The sequence below is a fragment of the Pseudomonadales bacterium genome (assembly GCA_024234615.1).
GTDB lineage: Bacteria > Pseudomonadota > Gammaproteobacteria > Pseudomonadales > IMCC2047 > JAJFKB01.
Window position 1 is genome coordinate 473,658 of sequence record JACKNY010000003.1, and the last position, 23,888, is coordinate 497,545.

A 23,888-nucleotide genomic window follows, 5' to 3' on the forward strand; every position below is an offset into this window, starting at 1 on the left:
AAATCAATGACCCGTATTCTCTTGTCGCCCTAGGCGTTACCAAGATTTTCTTATTTCAGCAAATATGCTACGCCCCGCAAGGGGTAAGTCATTAGGAATAAGTCCTGGAGCAAGAGACGGCTCAAAGACATCCTCATCGGTTAGATTTCTCACAGAAAACGCCACCTCCAGGCCTGGCAAAAGGTCTTTACCCCGCACCGTGAGGTCAACTGTGGTGTAGTCATCCACATCTGGGCGTAAATCCCCAAACGCACGGGCGCGATCTTTCACATGATTCAACTGAGAGTTTAAGCTCCAGGCGGAGGTTAATCGGTAATCCGCTCGCAGATAGAATTGCTGCTGCGGGGCATTGGGTGCATCACTATTCGTGTCCTCATCTTCCGAGTCCTGATAGGCATAATTACCACGAACACTTAGGTCATCACTGGCCTTCCATTCAAACTCAAACTCCAGGCCTTGCCCGGTTTGGTCTCCCGTGTTTTCAGCCGTCGGCGTAAACTTAATGATATCCTGCATTTCATAGTAGAAAACATTGAGGCCCATTCTTAAATGCGGGGAGTAAACATAATCAAAGGCAAGCTCATAAGTATCAATAATTTCAGGGTCAAGGCTGTCATTACCAATCGCAACGGGATTATTGATATTAAACTGCTCGGCAAAAGAGGGCGCACGGAATGCCTTGCCATAAAGAAGTTTGGTCGTGAAGTTGTAAGCGGTATCCCAAACTAATGCAAAGCGGGGATTAACAGTATCGCCAAAATCGGAATAGTGGTCATAGCGCACACCGGCGGTAAGGGACCAGTCTCGAATAAGCTTCCATTCGTCCTGAACAAACAAATAGGATACTTCGCGAACTTCTTCACGGTTGTAAGGCATCGTATTTGTAACATCAACTAAGGCACCTAGAGGCACCGGTAAGGGGCCAGAGGGTGTTGCTAAGATAAAAAAGTTTTTCGATTCTTCTATACGGTATTGATCTAAATAATGAAAACCCGCGCCCATACGAATATCGTGCCCATCAATCCCCGTATAAAACGCAGAGGTATCTATACGATAATGACGCTCGTACACATCAGGTCTACCAATTACCCCGTCTGGAAATCCGCCTGGGAAAACTGTTTCAAACGCTCCTGCAGGAAATAGTATAAGATCGGTTTGCGTAGACACGTCAAAATAACTAACTCTCGCTTCAATATCCCAATCTTGAATTGCCTCTATATTTTTGTATGTAATATCGAAGTTAATTTTATCGCTTTGACCTTCACCTACAGGATCTAACGCCTGACTTGCTCCCGCTCCCGTACCTATTTCTCGACGGCCCTGATATCCAAGCCTAAACCTCCAATATCCTTTTGAAATATCAGCTCTAACATCTATCGACTCCCCTCCTGTAGCAACTCCTCCGGGAGCCAATGAAGAAAAGGTTGAAAGATTAGCATCCAAAAACGATTGTGCGTCAGCAACTACTTTCTGGTGCTGACCACTAGAATCTGATGCCTCAATAGAGAACGCAACCTCCCAAGAATTAATTTCACCACCGTAGAGCAGCCATCCTCGGTGTGTATCAAAAGATCCCGACGAGAAGCCCGACTCCAAGCCATTAATCTCATTTGCGGTCTTTGTAATGATATTAATTGTTCCAGAAAACGCATCTGCACCAAAAACTGCTGAACCCGGACCTCGTATTACTTCAATTCTAGAAATATTCTCTACCGGCATTCCACCCCATACCTGCCCCCGACTTCCGGTAAAAATATTAGTGAGGGGAACCCCATTTACAAGGAGAAGAACTTGCGGGTTAACTTCTGAATGAACACCCCGAATTGTATAAACCGGGCTATAACCAGCGGCCTGTATGGAGACATGTAGACCTGGTACTGTTTCTAATGCTTCAGAAATATCTTTGGCCCCAATATCACGTAACTGTTCAGCAGTTATTACACTAGAAACGGACGGAGCTTTAGCTATAGGCTGCTTTCTCCCAGTAGCGATACTGATGAAATCCTCATCACCGTATGACAAAGCCAACTCATCTTCTTCCGCAAATTCCGCATAGCTTAAATTAGTTGACCCAATTAGAATCGAAACAGCTAATAAGCTTATTTGCTTAATCATTTTTGTACCTCAAGAAACACGGGTTAAGACCGTCCATGCTCGACACACTTTGCAGTTATGTCTTTAGTCTAGACGGTTTTTCTAAATTTCCCATTTTCTATGAGGTTTTCCTTGATAAGAAACTCTTTCACAGCGCAGAGGAAAGAACGTTCCTTCCATTTTGTAATCTTGAGCTTCAATAAAACAAGGAAAGTGTCCTGCAGTAAACGCTAAAAGGACATAGTAATAATACTCTAAAGCGCTAAGGTTTTGATCCGAAGCAATTGCGGCAACCAACCCACCAACATTCATCCTCATCCGAAATCTTTCACTTATTAAAATTTGTTCGATCTCAAATGCAATCTTTAAACACTCGCCCTGATGATATTCCAAGTCTTTTACCAGCCTCATCACTGGAGCTATTCTTTCATCCTTCATAATGATAGGGCGACCAAAGCCACCAATAGCACGCTTAGTATGTAGCTCTGCTTTGACTAACTCAGTTAAATCTCCCCCCTGATCTTTGTGCCTTTTTGCTCTCTTTATGAACTCAATCGCTGCCAAGTCGGCCTGTTTCCCATATACTTTCGCCTCTGAAACAGCAGTAGCGGCTGAAATGCCTAGGCTACCGGTGGCTTTTGCGCTTCCAGTTAATGCCGCTACCCTATTGTTCCAAATCCGAGCATCTGGATAGCTTACAGAAAGAACCCATAACCCTTCAAATAACCTGATTTGCTTATCATTAAACTCTCTACCAGTTATCCCGTATAACAATAAACCCATCCACCTCATTGAATGAAGCTCTTTAAACAAATCTTTACCTCTGAATACAACTCGCTCACCGGCAATCCAGGCACCCATTTCGGTTACCCACTTATCTTCACAATCCAATAACTGTTTTGGGCCACGCATAACACCACCCCAGAGTTTATTTATAAAGTTTGAGTTATTCTAAACTTGGGCCTGGATCATTTGTCAGTACCACGCCCTTTGAAAAGAAGGGATATTTACGCCAACCTTGGTGCTTTTGCTCCAAGGCATGGGCTGCCGCTCCAGGTAACCGTAGTAATAAGAAAAGTATCTCCGCCTGTTCAGCGTCAAACTTTAAATCAACCAACGCCGCTGCAACAACACCTGTCATCGCGAGCGGACAATCCGCAGCCTGTTCTACCTCAGTTTGGTAGGCTAATAGCCACTTCAAGGCAGCACCGCTACTTATACCGGACAAATATTTAAGCGTTTGTTTTACTGGCGTAGCACAACTGACGCCGTGCGGATCAAATCCTGGTGGATGCTCCATCTCAGGCCAAACTTCAAGCTTTTCATCCTTTTCATAATTCTTGACGGATTCTTGCCAGCAATTTAAATCAAAACCACATTTGTTCCATAACTTAACCGCTAAATATACTTCTCTTGCCCCGCCATATTGACCGGCTCCCGGCGCTAAAGCAGCCATCAAGCAAGCAGCAGCTGTAGAACCACCCACGCCACCATTCATCGCTCCTCGCACACTCAAATCCCGTGGCCCAGGATTGGCAATAGCAACCGCCAAGCCTTCTAATAGTTTCGCTTGATCTTTTGTTGGAGGTTCTAATTTGAACAAAAGATATAAATATTCAATCCAGCTTATTTTGCCCAGCAAATCGCCATAAACATCGTAGCCAGAACAATAGCAAGCAGCAGCCGCAAAGGGGTTATCCGGTTCGGGTATTTCTTCCCAGATTTTGGAATGTATAAACTCTTTCTTTTTCTCTTTTTCTTCGGCCATGGCAGTCGCTTAATTCATACCCTTAATACGTGTCGCGATAGGCGGCACTTCGTCGGGATCTATAATTACTTCAATAAGTGTTGGGCCTGCTCGATGGCAGATCACATCAATATTGAGAGCTTTAAGCTCTTTGGGCGTTGTCACTTTGTATCCGGGAATGCCCATCGCTTCTGCAAGCGCAGAAAAGTTAACCTTTGGCAAATAATGACCGATGCTTTCAGATTCGTTGAGTATCTGCCCATGTTTTACCATGCCGAGCGAAGTGTCGTTGAGCACTAAGAAAATGACCGACAACTTCTCTTGCAGCGCTACGGTAATTTCATTTCCTGACATAAGAAAACTGCCATCACCAACAATACAGACAACAGGCTCACCTGGGTTTGCCAACGCTGTGCCAATGGCACTACCGGGCGACCAGCCCATCGAGCAAAATTCCGCACAAACCTGAAATAACGCATTACTGCGCTGCCGTCGACCATAATCATAGCGGTGCTGCTCGCTATTCCAACGTGATAGCTGTCGACGTTGCCCGACGCGTCGGTCAAAGGGGTTCAGGTAATGAATTGCCCAAGCGAGATTGTTGCCGGTATCAGCCAGAAAACGCGTGTTGACCGGAAAAATTTGTGTCAGTTGATGCATTAGCCATTGTGGCTTAATAGGAATGCTGTCATCAAAAATTTTTCGTGGATCATCCAGCTCAAAGTGCATATTTTCAGAGCTATCTTTGCGATTATTTTCGATTGAAGTGGGCCGACTGCGCTGGTGGTCTTCAATTAGCGCAATAACTTTCTGTTTCTGTTCACGCTCCGCCAAGCTGGCAATAACATGCTCGAATATTGTTGCAATTCTTCCCCGTACGTGTAATTTCGCCATCGGTGATCGCGTAAAATTCGCTTCTAATTCATCGACATGAATCAACCTGTTATTAAGCATCGCTCCTGTATCCCAGGCGTTTGAAGTGAATTCACCCAATGACGCGCCAACTACCACCACTGTGTCAACAGCAGGATCTGAGAGCGCTTTATTAGCGCTACGATGGCCAGCAAAACCTATTACGCCCCGAAACTGTGGGTGGTAAGGGCTGATAAAACTTTTACCATCCGGTGTCGTTAAAATAGTGGCTTTTAGGGCCAGCGCAACATCAATAACTTGGCTGGCAGCTTCTCTTGCGCCAACGCCCAACACAAATACAGTCTTCTTGGATGCGGTCAAAAGTTTGATGAGTTCGTTAACCGAAAAGTCGTCCTGCATCATAGGACGCTGCAGTAATTTATGAATATTATAGGAAGGTCCGGCAGCCACTTTGGCATGGAGTATATCTGACGGAATACTAATATGCGTTGGCCCACTAGGAGAGCTAAAAGCGGTCATAATGGCAGACACCAGCTTATGCTCAAACTGTTCCACATGGCTGACCAGCGTACTATAGCGTGTGCAAAACTGGTACATCCCCACCAAATCAATGCCAGTATCGCCCGATTCCTGCATCGCTTTGCGGCCAAATTTATTTAGCGAAGTTTGCGGTGTAATCACTAACAGCGGTGTGCTATTTTCGAAAGAAGAGGCAACCCCGGTAAGCATATTGGTAGCACCCGGTCCTGTAGTTGAGCAGCAAACCCCCAGCCGACCAGTATTTCTCGCGTAGGCATCCGCCATAAAGGCCGCACCGGTTTCATGTCTCGCAATAATGGCCTTCGGTCCACCGCGTCTGGCGCTGCGCGCTAGCGCATTATACAAGGGCTCAATAGCACCGCCCGGAATACCAAAAACATATTCGACTTTGAGCTGTTCGAGGTAAGCAACCAACAAATCCCCAACATTGATGTCAACAGCCGAAGGTTCACTTTCACATTGCCGCTCTATACTAATGAGATCAATGCTCATAACTCGCCCTTTTCATTATCGCTTTCTTTCCTTAGCTCAGTTTGCCTGGCCGTTCGATTCTCCGAGGGTGTTCGGTTTTACCATGCCCTTATATAATAAATAACTTTAACTATGCAACCTTACCCCACAAAACTGTTCAATAAAATTGATCTGGATAGGATAGATATTAAGGACCCGTTGATTAATTCCTTAGCTAGCACAGACGAACCCTGGAACATCCGGCAATTCAATTTCCATCGCTATCGGCAGGTGATCAGATAAGGTACGATCTAACACTTCTACATGTTTGATTGTCAAACTGGAACTGACAAGAATCTGATCATAATTATGAATCGGCTTCCAGCTCGGATACGTATTGAAGACACCCGATGGCGATGTAAGCCCCCTTTCACTCAGGGGTGAGAGTTGTTTAAGTATGGCACTGGCATTGCTATTCAAATCACCCATCACCACCACATGCCGATAATCTTTAATCAGCTCTTTAATGTAGGAAAGCTGATTGTTGCGCGCGCGCTGACCCAACGAAAGGTGCAATATGACTAGCACTAAAGGCACCTGCAAACTGCCATAGCGCAACACGATGGCGCCACGTCCAGGCAATAAGCCAGGCAACTTATGATCTTCAATAACCTGGGGTTTCAGCTGACTGAGCACGCCATTACTATGCTGCGCCAACTTACCCAAATTTCGATTGAGCTGCTGATACCAATAGGGAAACCCAGCAGCCTCCGCCAAGTATCGTACTTGATTAATGTGCCCAGTACGTATACTGCCACCATCCGCTTCCTGCAACGCAACAATATCAAAGTGCGACAAGGTTGATGCAATGCGGTCTAGATTCTCGGAACGCTGGGAGTGTGGAAGAACATGCTGCCAGCCGCGCGTCACATAATGACGGTACGCCTGACTCTGTATGCCGATTTGGATATTATAACTGAGTAGCTTTAAGCTCGTTCTGTGGGTCTTCGGCGGCCCATTCTTTTGCGTGTCATCAAAAGACACTAGCGTTGCAGGCGAACGGTTGGCCGAACGTTTTAAATTAGTCGAAAAATGTCGAAGCATACTAACTACCGCTCTATCAAAACGTACGATCGCCTAGCTGACCTCGTTACTCTTAAAGTGGGCAAGACGAGGAAACCCACTTCGCACTAGAAGCAGAGTGCTGACTAGTCCTGCTTCATCGCCTTACGCTCTTTTCTAATGAGGTAATTGACAACCTCAAATAGTCCATCTTCGCCCGCCTTCATACCAGCTCCGACGCGATATTTTCCATTAACGATAATGGCGGGTACACCAGTTGCTCGGTAGTCTTTTTGGCGGTTTTTCGATTGCATGATTTTGCTATTAACACTGAAGGAATTAAAGGCCTGATTAAAGTCGGCCTCCTTAACATCATATTTTGCATAAAATCCGGCTAGCGATTTTTGGTCAAAAAGGTTTTCACGTTTTTTGTGTATCGCGTCAAATAAGGCCGCATGGGTTTTACCCTCAACCCCGAGTAAGGCAGCGGCATAATAGGCGCGAGCATGTAGTTCCCAACCACGCCCCATCACTGCAGGCATACGTACAAATTTTACATCATTGGGTAGTTCTGTTGCCCACTTTTCTAAACGTGGTTCTAATTGGTAACAATGCGGGCAACCATACCAGAACAGCTCCACAACCTCGATTTTCCCTTCAGGAGCACTGGTGCTGGCGGCCCTTGGTAACTCAACGTAGTGTTCACCCGCGCGAAACTCCTGTTCAGCCTCAGCACAGGCTAACAATGGCATCATGAGTAAAATAAGAAAACTTTTTTTAATTAATTTCCGCATTCGCTAACTCCATATAAAGATCAATTAATTCATTTGCCTGACTAAGACCATCAAATCTGAAAATTGATCGATGAATTAATATTCTCTTACCAATAACGACACCCAGTTGTTTAGGCTCTATAAAAAAGGGCGGCTGAGCCACCCTCTTATTTATTCGCTCGCACCAGCTTAATCAGCTTAATGCAGCCCTTGAATATAACTTGCCAGAGCTTCAATCTCAGCATTATTAAGACGGTAAGTGACCGTGCTCATGATTTTAGCATCGCCATCATTAGTACGCTGACCATCTCGAAATGCTTTCAGTTGCGCAGCAGTATAATCTGCATACTGCCCACGCAGCGCAGGGTACCCTGCTGCCGAGTTACCAGAGCCCGTAGGTGAATGGCAGGCGGTACAAGCAGCAACCCCAATATCTTTGTCGCCGGCTCGATAAAGTCTTTCACCCAAGGCAACTAACTCTTTTTTCGCTTCACCCGCAGACACTTTCTGGCTAGCGAAATATGCGGCGATATCTGCTAAATCCTGGTCAGACTTACCATCCAGCTGTCCGGCCATAGTCGGCACTGAACGTGCTCCCGACATAATATCCTTCATCTGTTTAACCAGATAGTTCGTATTTTGACCCGCTAACTTAGGGAACGCAGCCACAAAACTATTCCCGTCAGCACCATGACAAGCGCCGCATGCGGCAGCTTTCGTTTGACCGGCCTGGGCATCGCCATCAGCGACCGCGTAACCCGCCAAACTCATCCCCAAAACTAAGCTCAAAAACTGTATTCTCATTTTATATCCTAAACTTAATACCAATATTCGCCCGACTTACTGAGCCGCCATATAATTAATCAACGCTCGATAATCTTCTGTCCCGCAGTTAGCACATAAACCTTTCGGAGGCATTGCGCCTTTACCACTCACAACACTCTCAACTAAGACTTTCATGCCTTTTTTCAAGCGCGGTTCCCAAGCGGCTCTGTCGCCGATTTTAGGTGCTCCAGCGACCCCCGATTGGTGACAAAAACCACAGGTTTTTTGGAAGGTTTTTCCCAACTCCTGCGCCGATGCTGTGAGTGTAAAGCTAACAGCTAATATCCAAGCACATAATATTTTCATTTGCCACAAGACTCCGTTACTAAAATACCTATTTTATTATAGTTGGTATTATCAGAAGTGCGGCATTCCACCCTGCTTAAAACAGGGCGAAGTATATACTATTATTTTCATAAACGGGAGACCTGTGGCCGGGCCAAGTAGACTATGTGCGCTAATTGCTGCGTTACGCGCTATAATCCGTTCCCGCTTCCAATATCAGAAAGGCAGACAAGTCGCAGCCCATGAATAATACCCTCAAAAATCCATTTCAACAGACTGGTTTTCTAACCAGCGCAGCAAGGCTCAACCAGTGTCCGTCGGAAGAGGGCCGGGAGGTTGCGTTTGCAGGACGCTCCAACGCCGGCAAATCAAGCGCAATCAATGCCATAACTCAGCAAAAAAAATTGGCCAAAACCAGTAAAACACCTGGCCGCACCCAATTACTCAATTTTTTTAGTGTGACAACAGCTGAACACAGGCTGGTTGACCTACCGGGCTATGGCTATGCGAAAGTACCGTTAGCGCAAAAAAAGAAATGGGAAATTTTTATCGACGACTATTTGCGTAATCGTACCAGCCTGTGCGGGTTATTTTTAATTATGGACATCCGCCACCCACTGACTGAATTTGATCAATCCATTCTGAAATGGACCCGCGAATGCCAGCTGCCCACTCATATTCTATTAACCAAGGCGGATAAATTGAAATTCGGCCCAGCAAAGTCCACTAGATTGAAAGTTGAGCAAGCTCTGAAAAGCTCACCGCTTGCCACCGTACAGCTATTTTCTGGAACCGCCCTGACCGGTGTCGAGGAAGCTAGAAATAAATTAGCCGCATGGTTGCAGTTGGGATAACGACCGGCATAATCATCAACACATAAAAAAGCCCCACACACCCTTGGGGGAGATGCATGGGGCGAAATTCTCCGGTATCTGCGGGGATGCATTCCGGAGATGCTTTGACTAGGAGAAGATCAAGTCAGTTTGCTTACTGTATAAGCACAAACAATGAGACTGCCTTCTTTTAATATAGTTCCCGAACCAAACAATTTGCCCTTTTTGGTTCTTGCTAAAACATCAATGTGCCTCGTCCCAATTATCGCCAATACCAATGTCGACAATCAATGGCACATCCAATTTGACCGTCGAACTCATGTGTTCACGCAGTTTTTGCGTTACCAAATCCAGTGCTGGCTCCGCCACTTCTAATACCAACTCATCGTGCACCTGCATAATCACCTGCGCGTCCGGCTTATCTTTCGCTAACCACCGATCGACCTCAATCATTGCTTTTTTGATAATATCCGCTGCTGTGCCTTGCATGGGTGCGTTGATCGCTGTTCGCTCCGCCGCTTGTCTTTGCATAGCGTTACGCGCATTAATTTCCGGCAGATAAAGGCGGCGACCGAACAAAGTCTCCACATAACCCTTTTCGGCGGCCTGACTGCGGATGTTATCCATATAGGTTAGCACCCCCGGATAACGTTCAAAATAACGGTCGATGTAGGCCTGTGCTTCTTTGCGGGCAATTCCCAGCTGGCGCCCAAGACCAAACGCAGACATGCCGTAAATCAGACCAAAATTAATGGCTTTGGCACTTCTACGTTGCTCGTTAGAAACATCATCAAAACGGGTATTAAACACCTCTGAGGCGGTCGCGCGGTGCACGTCCATTCCTTTGGCGAAGGCTTCCAGTAAACCTTTGTCCTGCGATAGGTGGGCCATAATCCGCAGCTCGATTTGGGAGTAATCCGCCGCAACCAATTTATATCCCTCGGGGGCGATAAAAGCTTTACGAATTTTTCGTCCCTCTGCCGTTCTAATTGGAATATTCTGTAAATTGGGGTCTGAAGAAGATAAACGCCCGGTAGCCGCCACAGCTTGATGATAGGAGGTATGAATTCGTCCAGTTTTTGGATTGATCTGAAGTGGCAGTTTGTCGGTGTAGGTAGATTTGAGTTTACTTAAACTGCGGTGCTCCAATATCACTTTCGGCAATGGGTAATCCAGCGCTAATTCCTGTAACACTGGTTCTGCTGTGGAGGGTTGTCCTTTCGGGGTTTTCTTCAATATTGGTAAGCCCAGCTTTTCGTAAAAAATCACTTGTAGTTGTTTTGGCGAGCCCAGATTAAATTCTTCCCCCGCCATGTCAAAGGCTTGCCTTTCTATTTCCAGCAAGCGTTCTGCTAATTCTTGGCTTTGCTGCCCCAACATCTTTGCATCCACCAACGCTCCCTTACATTCGATACGAGAAAGCACCGGCACTAAAGCTAATTCAATCTCCTGATACACCCTTTGCAAAGAGGGCACCGCCTCAAGCATCGGGCGCATTTGCCGGTATAGCCGCAAAGTGATATCCGCATCTTCGGCGGCGTACTTACCCGCCGACTCCATTTCAACCTGATTAAAGGTTAGTTGTTTCGCGCCTTTCCCTGCAACATCTTCAAAATGGATGGTTTCGTGGCCTAAATATTTTAATGCCAGGCTATCCATGTCGTGGCGCTCGGTCGAGTTCAACACATAGGACTGCAGCATAGTGTCCTGCGCAATACCGGCCAGCATGACCTCATGATTGGCCAAAATATTCATATCATATTTTAAGTTTTGTCCGACCTTGCGGTGATCTGAGCTTTCCAGAAAAGGCTTCAGTTCCGCCAGTACATAACTCAGCTCCAGCTGAGCTGGCGCGCCCAAATAGTCATGTCCAACCGGTATATAAGCCGCCTCATAGGGGGTTACCGCTAAGGAAACACCCACCAATTTTGCTTCCATATAATTCAGGCTGGTGGTTTCCGTATCAAAAGCGACTAAGTCTGCCCGATTGATCTTATCCAACCATTTTTCGAAGTTAGCTTTGTCGAGCACAACCTCATAATCTGTCGCCTGATTTGAACCGATTTCGCCTTCGCTCTTAGCTTCTGCACTAACCACTTCAGTTGGCGGACAGTCAGATTCAAGTTCCGCCACCCAGGTTTTAAACTCCAACTCTTTAAACCAACGCAACAAGGTTTCTCGATCTGGTTCTTGGTGGGTTAAGGATTCCGGCGTCACGTCCAGAGCAACATCCGTTTTAATCGTGGCCAGTTGATAGGAGAGGGGTAAAATGTCTAGTACGCTGCGTAAATTTTCACCGACTTTACCACCAATTTCATCGGCATGCTGCATGACCACTTGCAGAGATCCGTATTGATTCAGCCACTTAACCGCAGTCTTCGGGCCGCATTTAGGGACGCCGGGAATATTATCCGAGCTATCCCCCACCAACGCCAGATAATCAATGATGCGCTCGGCTGGCACTCCGAATTTATCGACAACCCCTTGCCTATCCGTTTTAGTGCCATCCATCGTATTGACCAGGCTGACATGTTCGCTTACCAGCTGCGCCATATCCTTATCGCCAGTAGAGATCACCGTTTCAAATTGATGCTCCGTGGCCTGTGTTGCCAGAGTACCGATAACATCGTCTGCCTCAACATCGTCGATCACTAACAAAGGAATCCCCATCGCCTCAATAATGCGGTGGATAGGTTCAATCTGTACTCTGAGATCATCCGGCATCGGCGGACGATTAGCTTTATATTCCGCATAGAGGTCATGTCGAAAGGTTTTTCCTTTGGCATCAAAGATGACGGCAATATGCGAGTTAGGGTAGTCTTTCATCAAACGACGTATCATACTGATGACGCCGCGAACCGCACCTGTGGGCTGCTTGTTAGTAGTGCGCAGGTCGGGCAGTGCGTGAAATGCACGAAACAGGTAAGACGAACCGTCTACCAGAACTAAGGGGGCATTATTTGTATTTGACATGATATTTTTTGATACGAACTAAATTCTGAGGGTAGAATGCTGTCTATAATAACCGCGCAACCAGAGAATGAAACACTTAAATGTGGTGATTCTTGGTTAACGACATAACCCCTTCAATTAACTTTTAGGTGAGCCCATGTATTACCGACTTAGAAACCTACTCTGCATTACTTTAATCGCCGCACTTCCTCATTGGGTGGTAGCTGCACCTGAAGAAGAGTCCGGCGAGCCCGACATTATTATTAAACAACTGGAAGACAAGGTTGTGCACGAATACCGTATTAACGGCTTTCTCTATGCCATCAAGGTGATCCCCAAAAAGGGTAAGCCCTACTATCTGGTGGCCGAAGATGGTAGCGACAACTTTATGCGCGTGGATGAGCCGCGCTTTATGGTACCCAAATGGGAAATTATCACTTGGTAACTGGTTTCGTTAGCGTTGATTCAATCAATGCATCCTTCTCCAGCCAAAGGGATGCCACCCACTGCTGAAAACCTTCACGATACTCATCTGACGCCTGATAATCTCCTTCGTGTAACTGCGGGGGGATTGCTCGTTTATTGACTCTTACCACCACTTTCTTTAATTTTCCGGACAAAAACTGCCAGAAATTTTGAGGGCCACCTGGATAAATAATGCTCATATCAATAACAGCAGCCAAGTTATCGCCGAGCATGCTTACTACATAAGCAACCCCACCGGACTTAGGTTTGAGCAAATGCTGATAGGGCGAAACCTGCCGTATTCTTTTTTGTGGCGTAAAGCGTGTGCCTTCAATAAAATTCACAATAGAGACAGGTTCACCATCCAGTTTTTTGCATAGCTCACGCGTAGTTGCCAAATCCTTGCCACGCCATTGCGGATTATTAGCCAGCTCTTCCTTGCTATGCCGCCGCATAAAGGGAAAGTCGAGCGCCCAACAGGCTACACCTATAAATGGCAACCAAATCAGTTCTTTTTTAAGGAAAAACTTGAAGAAAGGCACCCTGCCAACAAGCAAAAAAACCAGGACGGGGATATCTGACCAAGCCTGGTGGTTAGCGATAATCAAGTAGGAGTTTTGCGACGATAATCCATCCAACCCAGCAACATCCCATTTCGGGCGGTGAATTATTTCAAAAGTTGTTTTGTACGCATATACCAGATATTCAGCAATTTTCACCACCGCATACGTACAGTGCCGCTTTAAGCCTTGATTCGGTGCCAGCCATTTAACTAATGCAATCAGCATAACTGGTGACAACCCCAGCAGGGTATAGATAACCAATAAAATAAGGCTTAAAACACCTTTAAGCGTTGAAATGATCTGCTGTAGCAATTCCACTGAATAGTTTTAACTCCTTTCTTTATTGACAGCGCATAAAAGTATCAGCAACCTTTCGTAAAAAGATTAAGTAGGCTTCCGGCACCGATGCAATAGTGCCGCCCAACGGATCAAGTACCAATAATTCCATTTCCTTTATTGCCATTAAAGTGGCTAATACCGATGGATTGCTTTCAGGTTCCGCAATAATACATTGGATATTCTCTGTTTCTATAGTCCTTTGCAATTGCAAAAAATGCTTTGCACCGGGGTTTACCTCCGGGTGGAGGCTAATAATTCCTCGGTGCGATAAGCCATATTCCTGTTCAAAATAGCGATAAGCGTCATGGTAAACCAGATAACGAAAGCCCTGTGTTTCGAAATCCTGCCTTATCTGAATTTCTAACTGCGCTAAATCGGCGCTAAACGCATCCAGGTTGCGGCGATAGTCCGCTTCGCGTTCACCATCGAGCTTGATTAAATGTGCCGCAATTACTTTGGCGACTGTCAATGCCCGTTTACCGCTGAGCCAAAAATGCGGATCAAGATAACCATCGGTACCGCGGTTAAGAAATTGTTCGAGGTTCAACACAGACTTTTCTGTTGCCAGTTTTTTTAAAGGCTTCGCTAGATAATTTTCCGACTCTTCGCCTAACCAAATAATAACCTCAGCCCCATGTAATTTGACCATGTCCGAGGGCCGCATACTGTAGTGGTGCGGCGTCGCACCAGGTGGCAAAAGCACTTGCGCTTGTTGGCCTTCACCAAGGATTGCTTGCGCGATCATTTGTAGCGGTTTAATGCTGGCCAATATGCGAGGTTGGGCGCTAGCGCTTAGGTTGATTGGGATTAGCAATATTAGGATAAAAGCAAAATTTTTAATCTGCATGGAGAAATTCTATCTATAATAATAATGTTATAATATAACACTTATTGTTAAACTAAGTCACATGCCAAACTCTGTAAAAAAACATATCGCTTGCCAGCCGCATAATCATAACGACTGTGTGGATACCGCCATGGCATTAGCTCGAACAACCTGTCTGGAGGCTGGCTTGAGGCTAACGCCAACTCGTGAGCAGGTGCTATTTTTGATTTGGCAGAGCCACAAACCCCTAGGTGCCTACGACATTATTGCCCAACTGACGGCGCACAAACACGAAGGCGAGCGTAAGGTCATTGCACCACCTACCGTCTATCGGGCTTTAGAATTTCTTTTGACACAGGGCTTTATTCATCGTATCGCTTCCTTAAATGCTTTCGTCGGTTGTAGCCTGCATAAGGCTGAACACATTAGTCAGTTTTTGCTTTGCTCACAGTGCGGTATTGCCATCGAAATGGACTCACAGAACATCAATCGGGCCATTCAGCAGAAAGCTGATTCCTTTGGTTTCGCTATCCAAAGTGAAACTATCGAAGTAATCGGGCTGTGTAGTCGTTGCCAACCAGGGCTAAGCGAAGCATGAATGTACCCAACTCTCTGATCTCCCTCGACGAGGTGAGCATCAAAATCGGTGGTGATTTGATCATCGACAAAGTGAGCTTAGCGATTACCGCGGGAGAAATAATTACCCTGATTGGCCCCAACGGTGCTGGTAAAAGCACCTTAATTCGGGCCATTCTTGGTTTAATAAAAATCACGTCGGGGCGAATCAGCAAAGCGCCGGATTTACGCATCGGTTATATGCCGCAGCGCTTGCAAATGGATCGTACCATTCCGTTAAATGTACAAGGTTTCCTCAATGTGTGGCGATCAGCACACTCTATTGATACGCTGACCGCGTTGCAGCAAGTATCCGCACAGCATTTAATTGCGCGCCCAATGCAAAGTATTTCCGGCGGCGAATTGCAGCGCGTCCTACTGGCCCGTGCCTTATTGCGCAATCCCCAGCTATTGGTGCTCGACGAGCCAGTGCAGGGCGTCGATCTTCAGGGCCAAACAGAGCTGTATCAGCTGATAAAGAAAATACGTACTCAATACCGCTGCGCCGTACTGATGGTTTCGCACGATCTCCATCTGGTGATGTCCTCAACCGATCAAGTCATTTGCATGAATCATCATATCTGCTGCTCCGGCCACCCAGAGCGAGTAAGCAACGACCCGGCTTACCGTGAACTTTTTGGTATCGAGGCGGTGAAGTCGATTGCGCTCTACGCGCACCATCATGACCATAGCCATGATGATTCGGGCAATATTGTCGACCGCTCGGAACACCCCCATGGCTGATTTTATTTGGTACGCGCTATTGGCCGGAATCGGTGTCGCACTCATCGCGGGGCCGCTAGGCTCCTTTGTAGTCTGGCGCCGCATGTCTTATTTTGGTGATACCCTCGCGCACTCCGCCTTACTTGGCATCGCCCTCGGTATTGCTTTTGATTTGAATCTCAATATTGCCGTCATCATTTGCTGCGTATTGATAGCTGTGATATTGGTGGTGCTGCAACAACACCGTTTTATCTCCACCGACACATTGTTGGGTATATTGGCCCATAGTACCCTTTCTCTCGGTTTGATCAGTATCGGTTTATTAGGCGTTCGCCTAGATCTGCTATCTTATCTATTTGGCGATTTACTCACCGTTACCAGCACTGAATTAATTTGGATTTATGTCGGAACAGTGGTGGTTTCTTCGTTATTGTTGATCTTCTGGCGACCATTGCTCGCCATTACCATTGATGAGGAAATGGCTCAAGCTGAAGGTTATCCCGTTTTGCTAATTCGATTATTACTGATGTTGCTGATGGCAATAGTGATCGCTGTGGCAATGAAAATTGTTGGCGTCCTGCTGATTACTTCTCTGATGATTATTCCTGCAGCTGCCGCACGCCGCATCAGCCACAGCCCTGAAAGCATGGCCTTGATGGCCAGCTTGCTAGGTTGCATTGCCGTCGCGTTGGGGGTGTTTGCGTCATTGAAATGGGATACGGCGACCGGGCCATCCATTGTCCTGGCAGCAGCCTTGGTTTTCCTTTCTTGTTATCTTATTCCACTTCGATTACTGACTAGAAAGGCTAGCTAATCGTTTTTATTGCCAATGGCAGCCATGCATTCGAGCTCAACTTTAGCACCGAGTGCTAACCCATTCGTCGCAAAAGCGCTACGCGCCGGGTAGGGTGGGCTAAAAAAAGTAACATACACTTGATTAAAGTCTGCCCACTCTGCAATATCAGCAAGCATTACCGTGCATTTAACAATATCAGACATGGCGTACCCATGGGCTTCAAGAGTTGTTTTTATATTCTCCAAGGTTTGCTTGGCTTCACCCTGAATGCCTCCTGGCGCTAACGCCATTTTCCCGGGAACCGTACCAATATTACCGGAAAGAAACAGCAGATCTCCGACTCGGACAGCATCTGAGAAAGGTAAATTTGTTTTCCGCACGTTGAGGAATTCCACAGACCTATCCGCCGCTACAGCTCCAGGTAAATGAATTATTGTTGCTCCCACAAAGATAACTGCTAACAGCGTATGTTTCATAGACTAAGCACCTTTGTTGAGAAATCAATGTAGTGGAAAAGGGTTGAAAAAGGTTAGCGGTAATTTCCCATAATCGCACGTAATGCTTGATTCATGTTTGCGACGTTATGTGGGCCGCGCAAAAACCCATGATGTTCTCCCGCTGGATTAATAATCGCGATGCTCATGCTGTGATCTACCAAGTAACTGCCTGAGTCATCGATCGGCGCCTTGGCAAACATGCTATTTAGGTTGCGCGCAAACTCAAACATGGACGCCACCTCTCCGGTAACACCAATAAAATCGGTATTAAAGTGAGTGACATATTCCGCTAATTTTTCCGGGGTATCACGCTCAGGGTCGACGGACGCGAGTATGTATTGTGTATTGTCCTCAGCAATCGAGCCTTGCAGTTCTTGTTCCAGTTGGCTCAACAAGGCCATCGTCGTGGGACAAACATCAGGACAATAGGTATAGCCGAAAAAGACCAGACTCCACTTTCCCTGCAAGCGCCGATTGTCAAAAGTCCTACCTTGATGATCAATCAGGGAAAAATCAGCAAGCTTAGTGCTTTGCTGTTTAACAATCGCTCCTAATTGTTGTAACTGCTCGGTGGAAATTTCGGGTGAGCGCACCACCCGCGCCACCATCATCCCGACAATGAGGGCGATAACACAGAGCAGTACAATAACCGTTTGCTTAATACTCGACATAGTTGGAATCGCTTACAGATAATGGTCTATTAGCATTGCAGCAAATAGCGCCATGAGGTAGTAAATGGAGTATTTGAAGGTTTTGATTGGCGCATGTGGATTGCTACCAATCATAATCATAATCGCCCAATACAAAAAGCCCAAACCCAAGACGATCGCGCTGACGAGATAAAAAATTCCACTCATGCCACTGACAAAGGGGAGCAGGGTGACGGCAATCATAATAAGTGTGTAAAGCAAAATATGTAAACTGGTATAACGCTCACCATGGGTCACGGGCAACATGGGTATTTCGACTTTGGCGTATTCATCCTTACGGTGTATCGCCAACGCCCAAAAATGCGGTGGCGTCCAGGCGAAAATGATTAACACCAGCAGCAAAGCGTCTGCATCCAGGCTATTGGTTACGGCAGTCCAACCCAACAAGGGCGGTACTGCACCGGAAAGACCGCCTATCACAATATTTTGCGGTGTAGCGCGTTTAAGCCAGCCGGTATAGATAAAGGCATAACCAATCAAAGAGGCCATCGTTAACCAAGCAGTGAGCGGATTCACTAACAACACCAACATGCCCATTCCTAAAACACCGATTAGCAGTGCGAAAGTAATTGCCTGCCGCAGGCTGACGCGGCCTTGCGCGATGGGGCGGTTGTGGGTACGGGCCATCACCGAATCAACGCGCCAATCAACAATATGATTAACTGTCGCTGCCGACCCAGCACCTAAAGCAATGCCTAAATTACCGAATATCAGAATATCGAGAGGCACCATACCCGGCGTCGCCAAAAACATGCCGATGACAGAGGTTAATAGCATCAGCGCAACGACGCGCGGCTTACACATCTCCAGATAGTCACGCCAGCTGGGGGAAAGTGATTTCGAGGAATCCATTACTTCCGACATGAGTACACTATTCGTTAATTTTTTATATATCGCGATACATCTGCTCAAATGCGGACAAACCAGCGCGATCCTATTGCTACAAAGTCTGGTTTCACCAGAGGCTTAGTACCGTATTATCACCAGAGCACCTAGTAATAGCAAGCTAGGCGCGATATCTGAGTTCAACCGATTCTGGAAACCTTAAGCAACCGCTTTAAATCCTCGAGCAAGTCCTTACCACTATTTTGCTCAGTAAAATACATCATGATATTACCAATCGGATCAACCACGAGAATATAACTCTGAGTTAAGGCGGTATTAGCGTCGACCTTATGATCTAAGTAGCGTTTAAGATGAAACCTATCCGCACTGGAGTAATGAAGCTGAGGATACTCGGTTTTATGTTTTTCAGTAACATTTTCCAAACCATCACCGCTAACGTCCACCAAGTAGCGGATTACGCGGTCAGACTCTTTGTGCAGAGCGACATTAACCTGTCTCGCTTTATACAGCGCGTCGCTACAGGCACGCTCACAAACACCATCCGAAAGCACCAGCAGCATCCACTTAGCCTCCATTGCATCAACTTTGAGCGGCTGACCAGCAACATCCATAAGCTCAAGCTCGTCAAACACCAATGGCGGCAATATTAAAGTTCCGTGATTAGTCCGGCCCGATGGCACCAGCACATTATTGAAATACATATAGGTGGCCAACACCATCGGCACAAAAGCAATAGCAAAAATACTGATTAAGGTTAGCCTGCCTTTGGGTTTGCCCGCCGAGGATTCGATATACTCTTGGTTATTTTTTGTCATCTTTTTTTATTCGCTTAAGGGTAACATAGAGATACAGGAGGGTTAGCGCAAAGGCCATGGTAAACCATTGCAAGGCATAACCCAGGTGCTTCGCCGGTGTCATATTGATCGGCTGCCAGATTATTTGTAATTGTCCTGGACTACCTTCGGCAAGGCGCACCATAAAAGGCGCACCCTGCAACGGAGAGGATTGCCCATAACGCTGGTTCATGCGCTCGACATCAACCTTCTGTAATACCTCCGGCCATTGCCCCTTGTAGGGCTCATCAGCTAACATGAAGGGCTCTCCCACTGGAAGATCAATACCAACCACTATACGTTGTTGATGTTTGATCTGCGGCACCTGTGGCAGTTGCGCCCGACTCTCGCCCAGAGCAAGCCAGCCCCGGTTCACCCACAAATAATCGATGCCTTGACCTTGTTTCGTGTCGGTTTCAACTGACAGGGGTGAAGTAAGGATAAAGGGCGCGATGACCTCGTACCCAACTCGCCCCTGAAATATTTTGTTGTCCAGTAACATTAGCCGCTCGTTATCAAACTGACCCTCGAGCGTGACTCGCACATAAGCGCGATCCGATAACGCCATTGCCTGCTGCAATGAGATCGGCGGCGCCTGCATACGTTGATTATAATCCTGCTCTAACTGGGTTTTTTCTTCGGCTCTTTCTATTTGCCAAAAACCGAAACGCAACAAGATCGGCATAAAAAATATATAAAACAGCGCAATTTTCCAATTCGGAATAATTTCAAAACGCCCACCGGGAATCCTAATAGCCACGCGCAACCCGATCACTCATCCAATAGCAAATAATGAAGCTAAGCGGCTTTTCCGATATACTCCAGCAAACGCTTTCAACACACAGGCAACAGGTTGCTATTATGTGGCTCAAACCAACTATTGTCATTTTATTCATCGCCATTCTGATTAGCTTGGGCTACAGCGTTTTTTGTCTGCTCAAAGATAAAGGCAAGTCTGACCGTACCCGAAAAGCGCTGGGCATTCGTGTAATACTGGCTGTTTTGCTCATTGCCTGTGTTAGTTATGGCCTCTGGTCAGGAGATCTGACCCTTGGCGCACCTTGGCATAGATAGTGGTCAAAATTGGACGGATTTGAGTCGGTGCGTTTGGCTTTAGGCAGAACACACAGCTAAAGCCAAACAGAACACCGATCTAAAGTGCCTACAGAATATAAACAAACAAGAACAGGCCAACCCACACGACATCAACAAAGTGCCAGTACCAGGAAGCAGCCTCAAAGCCGAAATGGTCATCTGGCTTGAAATGCCCCTTGAATACGCGAAGCAGCATAATGCTTAGCATAATACCACCGATGGTCACGTGCGCGCCGTGAAACCCTGTCAGCATAAAGAAGGTAGAACCGTAAATACCCGAGTTGAGCGTTAACCCCAGATGGTTATAGGCTTCCGCATATTCATAGATCTGGAAGCCAAGGAAGGTAAAGCCTAACGCTACGGTAATCAGCAGCCACAACTTCAACTGAGCTCTATTCTCTTTTTTCAAAGCAGTATGCGCAAAGTGCACAGTGACACTAGAACTCAGCAATAAGATGGTATTCAACAACGGTATATGCCAGGGATCAACCAGCTCCTTAGGCGTTGCAAACTTAGACGCATCAGGCATATTAACTAACGGCCAAGTCGCTTGAAATTCCGGCCAGAGCATATTGGAAATTCCTTTTTCACCCTCACCACCCAACCAAGGCACGGCAAAGTTACGCACGTAATAAAGTGCACCGAAAAAGGCCGCGAAAAACATGACTTCGGAAAAGATAAACCAGCCCATTCCCCAAACAAAGGAGCGGTTGAGTTGATCGCTGTACATGCCCGCATGGTTTTCTTTGATAACCTTAGAAAACCAAGTAAACATGGTTGCCGCAATAATTAGTGCGCCCAAATAAAAAATCCAATGCGTCATTGAGTCGGCCTTACCCGCGCTCATGTCATTGATCATTGAGCCAGCACCGAACACAGTAACAGCCAACCCAATCGCCATGGCAATAGGCAGTTTGCTCTGCTCTGGCACGTAGTAGGACTGATAGGAGCTATCTGATGACATTATTATTCTCCGTCTCGTAAATTTTGCTGAGCCTAAACGCTAGTTCGCAGCCAATTCTGGCAGGTTGAACAGCGTATAGGACAAAGTAAGTTTGCTCATTCGTTCCGGTATATCTTTTGCCACAAAAAACCGCAATGGCATATCAATCGACTCGCCCGCTTCAAGCGTTTGTTGATTGAAACAAAAACATTCCGTCTTATTAAAAAATTCTGCTGCTGCAAAGGGTGATAAGCTGGGCACCGCCTGAGCGCTCATACGATGATTCGTAGTGTTGGTCGCCACAAAATACACCTGATTGATTTCGCCTGGCCGCACCTTAACCATTGCCTCCTTAGGTTTAAACTCCCAAGGCATTTCGGCATTATTGCTGGTGGTAAATTGCACCGTAATCCAGCGTGCCTGGTCTACTTCCAGCGCTTTGGTTATCTCGTAGCGACCACCAGTTTTACCGTTCAAACCAGTAATATCGCAAATCACGTCATACAGCGGCACTAGCGCAAAGCCAAAGCCAAACATACCAAACACAACAGCCACCAGTTTTAAAATAACCTTGTTATTAGTCTGGTTTGGCATCTTCTTCACCCGTTCAACCCCACTACTGTTTCACGTCAGGTGGTGTACTAAAGGTATGGTAAGGCGCTGGTGAAGGAATAGTCCACTCCAACCCTTTCGCACTCTCCCAAACCTGCGCCGTCGCCGGTTTTCCACTTCGAATCGTATTAATCACAATATAGAGGAAGAGTAACTGCGTTGCGCCGAACATGAATGCACCAATAGACGATATCTGATTGAAATCAGCAAATTGCAGTGCGTAATCAGGAATCCGTCGTGGCATACCCGCTAGCCCAACAAAGTGCATCGGGAAAAACGCGAGGTTCATACCAACAAAGGATAGCCAGAAGTGAAGCTTACCCAAGGATTCGTTGTACATATTGCCACACCATTTCGGCAGCCAATAATAGACAGCCGCCATAATGCCGAAGATAGCACCCGGCACCAATACATAGTGGAAATGCGCCACCACAAAGTAGGTGTCATGATATTGGAAGTCAGCGGGGGCAATCGCCAGCATTAATCCTGAGAAACCACCTATGGTGAACAGCACCACAAATGAAACCGCAAATAGCATCGGCGTTTCAAAGGTGAGTGATCCTCTAAACATGGTGGTCACCCAGTTAAAAACCTTCACCCCCGTCGGCACCGCAATCAGCATAGTAGCGTACATAAAGAACAGCTCACCCGCTAATGGCATGCCCACAGTAAACATGTGGTGCGCCCAAACGATGAAAGATAAGAAGGCGATGGACGCTGTCGCATAGACCATTGAGGTGTAACCAAATAGTGGTTTGCGACTAAAGGTTGGAATGATTTGTGAAACCACGCCAAAGGCTGGCAATATCATAATATACACTTCAGGATGGCCAAAGAACCAGAACACGTGCTGGAACAAAACTGGGTCGCCACCGCCAGCGGCACTAAAGAAGCTGGTGCCGAAGTGGATATCCATCAACATCATGGTGACTACGCCGGCTAATACTGGCATTACTGCAATCAGCAAATACGCGGTGATCAGCCAAGTCCACACGAATAACGGCATCTTCATCAACGTCATGCCAGGAGCGCGCATATTCAGAATGGTGGCGATAATATTTATCGCGCCCATAATGGAAGATGCACCCATGATATGTACACCAAAAATAAAGAAAGTTACAGAGTCTGGCGCATAGGTCGTGGAAAGCGGTGCATAGAATGTCCAACCAAAATTGGGCGCTCCACCCTCCATTAGCAATGTTGATAACAACAGCATAAAGGCGAAAGGTAGAATCCAAAAACTTAGGTTATTCATGCGCGGCAGCGCCATATCCGGCGCGCCAATCATCATTGGCACCAACCAGTTGGCCAACCCGACAAAGGCAGGCATCACTGCACCAAACACCATAATTAACCCGTGCATGGTGGTCATTTGGTTAAAAAATTCCGGAGCGACAATCTGCATGCCCGGCTGGAACAGCTCAGCACGAATAACCATCGCCATGCAGCCACCCACCAAAAACATGAGGAAGCTAAACCATAGATAAAGTGTGCCAATATCTTTATGGTTAGTGGTATAGACCCATCGCATTAAGCCCTTGGCAGGGCCGTGATGATCGTGATCATGTGTATCTAAAACTGCGCTCATCTT

The 23,888-nt window shown here is 46.6% G+C and carries 25 protein-coding genes; 6 read left to right on the forward strand and 19 right to left on the reverse strand.

The annotated features are described in order from the left end of the window. Window positions 1-36 precede the first annotated feature (36 nt). The 8 genes from H6995_14980 to H6995_15015 all read right to left on the reverse strand — a co-directional run bounded on the left by H6995_14980 (window position 37) and on the right by H6995_15015 (window position 8,670). Window positions 37-2,115: a TonB-dependent receptor gene (locus tag H6995_14980; GenBank protein ID MCP5216303.1), complete on the reverse strand. Its 2,079-nt coding sequence runs from the start codon at window positions 2,113-2,115 to the stop codon at window positions 37-39. An 81-nt stretch (window positions 2,116-2,196) separates the two neighbouring features. Next, window positions 2,197-3,006 (reverse strand): hypothetical protein, encoded by an 810-nt coding sequence (locus H6995_14985; GenBank protein ID MCP5216304.1) that lies wholly within the window; start codon window positions 3,004-3,006, stop codon window positions 2,197-2,199. Between the two features lie 34 nt (window positions 3,007-3,040). After that, window positions 3,041-3,862 (reverse strand): citryl-CoA lyase, encoded by an 822-nt coding sequence (locus H6995_14990; protein MCP5216305.1) that lies wholly within the window; start codon window positions 3,860-3,862, stop codon window positions 3,041-3,043. Window positions 3,863-3,871: 9 nt separating this feature from the next. Beyond that, window positions 3,872-5,746 carry a thiamine pyrophosphate-binding protein gene (locus H6995_14995; GenBank protein ID MCP5216306.1) on the reverse strand — a complete coding sequence of 625 codons (1,875 nt, stop codon included), beginning with the start codon at window positions 5,744-5,746 and terminating at the stop codon, window positions 3,872-3,874. A 189-nt stretch (window positions 5,747-5,935) separates the two neighbouring features. After that, entirely contained in the window at window positions 5,936-6,808 is an 873-nt protein-coding gene (locus tag H6995_15000; protein ID MCP5216307.1) for an endonuclease/exonuclease/phosphatase family protein, read from the reverse strand. A 104-nt stretch (window positions 6,809-6,912) separates the two neighbouring features. Beyond that, entirely contained in the window at window positions 6,913-7,560 is a 648-nt protein-coding gene (locus H6995_15005) for a thiol:disulfide interchange protein DsbA/DsbL (GenBank protein MCP5216308.1), read from the reverse strand. 177 nt (window positions 7,561-7,737) lie between these two features. Continuing rightward, window positions 7,738-8,343: a cytochrome c4 gene (locus tag H6995_15010; GenBank protein ID MCP5216309.1), complete on the reverse strand. Its 606-nt coding sequence runs from the start codon at window positions 8,341-8,343 to the stop codon at window positions 7,738-7,740. Window positions 8,344-8,379: 36 nt separating this feature from the next. Continuing rightward, a complete protein-coding gene (locus tag H6995_15015) occupies window positions 8,380-8,670 on the reverse strand; it encodes a cytochrome c5 family protein (GenBank protein ID MCP5216310.1) in 291 nt (96 codons plus the stop codon). 221 nt (window positions 8,671-8,891) lie between these two features. Between H6995_15015 and H6995_15020 the strand changes: the two genes are divergently transcribed. After that, the gene (locus H6995_15020; GenBank protein ID MCP5216311.1) at window positions 8,892-9,503 is read left to right on the forward strand and encodes a YihA family ribosome biogenesis GTP-binding protein; all 612 of its coding nucleotides are present in this window, start codon (window positions 8,892-8,894) and stop codon (window positions 9,501-9,503) included. Between the two features lie 222 nt (window positions 9,504-9,725). On the opposite strand, the gene polA is transcribed toward H6995_15020, so the two are convergent. After that, window positions 9,726-12,455: a DNA polymerase I gene (gene polA, locus H6995_15025; protein MCP5216312.1), complete on the reverse strand. Its 2,730-nt coding sequence runs from the start codon at window positions 12,453-12,455 to the stop codon at window positions 9,726-9,728. Between the two features lie 136 nt (window positions 12,456-12,591). Here polA and H6995_15030 point away from each other — a divergent pair, with 136 nt between their 5' ends. Continuing rightward, window positions 12,592-12,879, forward strand: coding sequence for a DUF2782 domain-containing protein (locus H6995_15030; GenBank protein ID MCP5216313.1), 288 nt, complete (start codon window positions 12,592-12,594; stop codon window positions 12,877-12,879). Here the strand turns inward: H6995_15030 and H6995_15035 are convergent. Continuing rightward, window positions 12,869-13,780: an acyltransferase gene (locus H6995_15035; GenBank protein ID MCP5216314.1), complete on the reverse strand. Its 912-nt coding sequence runs from the start codon at window positions 13,778-13,780 to the stop codon at window positions 12,869-12,871. The genes H6995_15030 and H6995_15035 overlap by 11 nt on opposite strands. 22 nt (window positions 13,781-13,802) lie before the next feature. Beyond that, window positions 13,803-14,648, reverse strand: coding sequence for a zinc ABC transporter substrate-binding protein (locus H6995_15040; protein ID MCP5216315.1), 846 nt, complete (start codon window positions 14,646-14,648; stop codon window positions 13,803-13,805). Window positions 14,649-14,709: 61 nt separating this feature from the next. Here H6995_15040 and H6995_15045 point away from each other — a divergent pair, with 61 nt between their 5' ends. From H6995_15045 to H6995_15055, 3 genes are read left to right on the forward strand one after another with little or no spacing between them, the layout of a single operon-like run. After that, the gene (locus tag H6995_15045; protein ID MCP5216316.1) at window positions 14,710-15,225 is read left to right on the forward strand and encodes a transcriptional repressor; all 516 of its coding nucleotides are present in this window, start codon (window positions 14,710-14,712) and stop codon (window positions 15,223-15,225) included. Next, window positions 15,222-15,986, forward strand: coding sequence for a zinc ABC transporter ATP-binding protein ZnuC (znuC, locus tag H6995_15050; GenBank protein MCP5216317.1), 765 nt, complete (start codon window positions 15,222-15,224; stop codon window positions 15,984-15,986). Before H6995_15045 ends, znuC begins: the two co-directional genes overlap by 4 nt. Beyond that, window positions 15,979-16,779, forward strand: coding sequence for a metal ABC transporter permease (locus tag H6995_15055; GenBank protein ID MCP5216318.1), 801 nt, complete (start codon window positions 15,979-15,981; stop codon window positions 16,777-16,779). Before znuC ends, H6995_15055 begins: the two co-directional genes overlap by 8 nt. Here H6995_15055 and H6995_15060 read toward each other — a convergent pair. The 5 genes from H6995_15060 to H6995_15080 form a co-directional block, all read right to left on the reverse strand. Then, a complete protein-coding gene (locus tag H6995_15060) occupies window positions 16,776-17,237 on the reverse strand; it encodes a RidA family protein (protein ID MCP5216319.1) in 462 nt (153 codons plus the stop codon). The genes H6995_15055 and H6995_15060 overlap by 4 nt on opposite strands. A 53-nt stretch (window positions 17,238-17,290) precedes the next feature. Further along, a complete protein-coding gene (locus H6995_15065; GenBank protein ID MCP5216320.1) occupies window positions 17,291-17,929 on the reverse strand; it encodes an SCO family protein in 639 nt (212 codons plus the stop codon). Window positions 17,930-17,941: 12 nt separating this feature from the next. Then, entirely contained in the window at window positions 17,942-18,820 is an 879-nt protein-coding gene (locus H6995_15070) for a protoheme IX farnesyltransferase (protein MCP5216321.1), read from the reverse strand. A gap of 173 nt (window positions 18,821-18,993) precedes the next feature. Further along, the gene (locus H6995_15075; GenBank protein MCP5216322.1) at window positions 18,994-19,629 is read right to left on the reverse strand and encodes a hypothetical protein; all 636 of its coding nucleotides are present in this window, start codon (window positions 19,627-19,629) and stop codon (window positions 18,994-18,996) included. Next, on the reverse strand, window positions 19,616-20,407 hold the full coding sequence (locus H6995_15080; protein MCP5216323.1) for an SURF1 family protein: 792 nt from the start codon (window positions 20,405-20,407) through the stop codon (window positions 19,616-19,618). Before H6995_15080 ends, H6995_15075 begins: the two co-directional genes overlap by 14 nt. A 101-nt stretch (window positions 20,408-20,508) precedes the next feature. Here H6995_15080 and H6995_15085 point away from each other — a divergent pair, with 101 nt between their 5' ends. Then, complete coding sequence (locus H6995_15085; protein MCP5216324.1) at window positions 20,509-20,721, forward strand: twin transmembrane helix small protein; 213 nt, start codon at window positions 20,509-20,511, stop codon at window positions 20,719-20,721. 88 nt (window positions 20,722-20,809) lie between these two features. Here H6995_15085 and H6995_15090 read toward each other — a convergent pair whose 3' ends face one another. From H6995_15090 to ctaD, 3 genes are read right to left on the reverse strand one after another with little or no spacing between them, the layout of a single operon-like run. Then, on the reverse strand, window positions 20,810-21,706 hold the full coding sequence (locus H6995_15090) for a cytochrome c oxidase subunit 3 (protein ID MCP5216325.1): 897 nt from the start codon (window positions 21,704-21,706) through the stop codon (window positions 20,810-20,812). Between the two features lie 39 nt (window positions 21,707-21,745). Continuing rightward, the gene (locus tag H6995_15095) at window positions 21,746-22,279 is read right to left on the reverse strand and encodes a cytochrome c oxidase assembly protein (GenBank protein ID MCP5216326.1); all 534 of its coding nucleotides are present in this window, start codon (window positions 22,277-22,279) and stop codon (window positions 21,746-21,748) included. Window positions 22,280-22,301: 22 nt separating this feature from the next. Then, window positions 22,302-23,885, reverse strand: a complete 1,584-nt coding sequence (ctaD, locus tag H6995_15100) for a cytochrome c oxidase subunit I (protein MCP5216327.1) — start codon at window positions 23,883-23,885, stop codon at window positions 22,302-22,304. Window positions 23,886-23,888: the final 3 nt, after the last annotated feature.

Bases quoted from the DNA above. Each gene is read 5' to 3' on its own strand.
- H6995_14980 (MCP5216303.1), bottom strand. From the start codon at position 2,115: ATGATTAAGCAAATAAGCTTATTAGCTGTTTCGATTCTAATTGGGTCA.
- H6995_14985 (MCP5216304.1), bottom strand. From the start codon at position 3,006: ATGCGTGGCCCAAAACAGTTATTGGATTGTGAAGATAAGTGGGTAACC.
- H6995_14990 (MCP5216305.1), bottom strand. From the start codon at position 3,862: ATGGCCGAAGAAAAAGAGAAAAAGAAAGAGTTTATACATTCCAAAATC.
- H6995_14995 (MCP5216306.1), bottom strand. From the start codon at position 5,746: ATGAGCATTGATCTCATTAGTATAGAGCGGCAATGTGAAAGTGAACCT.
- H6995_15000 (MCP5216307.1), bottom strand. From the start codon at position 6,808: ATGCTTCGACATTTTTCGACTAATTTAAAACGTTCGGCCAACCGTTCG.
- H6995_15005 (MCP5216308.1), bottom strand. From the start codon at position 7,560: ATGCGGAAATTAATTAAAAAAAGTTTTCTTATTTTACTCATGATGCCA.
- H6995_15010 (MCP5216309.1), bottom strand. From the start codon at position 8,343: ATGAGAATACAGTTTTTGAGCTTAGTTTTGGGGATGAGTTTGGCGGGT.
- H6995_15015 (MCP5216310.1), bottom strand. From the start codon at position 8,670: ATGAAAATATTATGTGCTTGGATATTAGCTGTTAGCTTTACACTCACA.
- H6995_15020 (MCP5216311.1), top strand. From the start codon at position 8,892: ATGAATAATACCCTCAAAAATCCATTTCAACAGACTGGTTTTCTAACC.
- polA (MCP5216312.1), bottom strand. From the start codon at position 12,455: ATGTCAAATACAAATAATGCCCCCTTAGTTCTGGTAGACGGTTCGTCT.
- H6995_15030 (MCP5216313.1), top strand. From the start codon at position 12,592: ATGTATTACCGACTTAGAAACCTACTCTGCATTACTTTAATCGCCGCA.
- H6995_15040 (MCP5216315.1), bottom strand. From the start codon at position 14,648: ATGCAGATTAAAAATTTTGCTTTTATCCTAATATTGCTAATCCCAATC.
- H6995_15045 (MCP5216316.1), top strand. From the start codon at position 14,710: ATGCCAAACTCTGTAAAAAAACATATCGCTTGCCAGCCGCATAATCAT.
- znuC (MCP5216317.1), top strand. From the start codon at position 15,222: ATGAATGTACCCAACTCTCTGATCTCCCTCGACGAGGTGAGCATCAAA.
- H6995_15055 (MCP5216318.1), top strand. From the start codon at position 15,979: ATGGCTGATTTTATTTGGTACGCGCTATTGGCCGGAATCGGTGTCGCA.
- H6995_15060 (MCP5216319.1), bottom strand. From the start codon at position 17,237: ATGAAACATACGCTGTTAGCAGTTATCTTTGTGGGAGCAACAATAATT.
- H6995_15065 (MCP5216320.1), bottom strand. From the start codon at position 17,929: ATGTCGAGTATTAAGCAAACGGTTATTGTACTGCTCTGTGTTATCGCC.
- H6995_15070 (MCP5216321.1), bottom strand. From the start codon at position 18,820: ATGGATTCCTCGAAATCACTTTCCCCCAGCTGGCGTGACTATCTGGAG.
- H6995_15075 (MCP5216322.1), bottom strand. From the start codon at position 19,629: ATGACAAAAAATAACCAAGAGTATATCGAATCCTCGGCGGGCAAACCC.
- H6995_15085 (MCP5216324.1), top strand. From the start codon at position 20,509: ATGTGGCTCAAACCAACTATTGTCATTTTATTCATCGCCATTCTGATT.
- H6995_15090 (MCP5216325.1), bottom strand. From the start codon at position 21,706: ATGTCATCAGATAGCTCCTATCAGTCCTACTACGTGCCAGAGCAGAGC.
- H6995_15095 (MCP5216326.1), bottom strand. From the start codon at position 22,279: ATGCCAAACCAGACTAATAACAAGGTTATTTTAAAACTGGTGGCTGTT.
- ctaD (MCP5216327.1), bottom strand. From the start codon at position 23,885: ATGAGCGCAGTTTTAGATACACATGATCACGATCATCACGGCCCTGCC.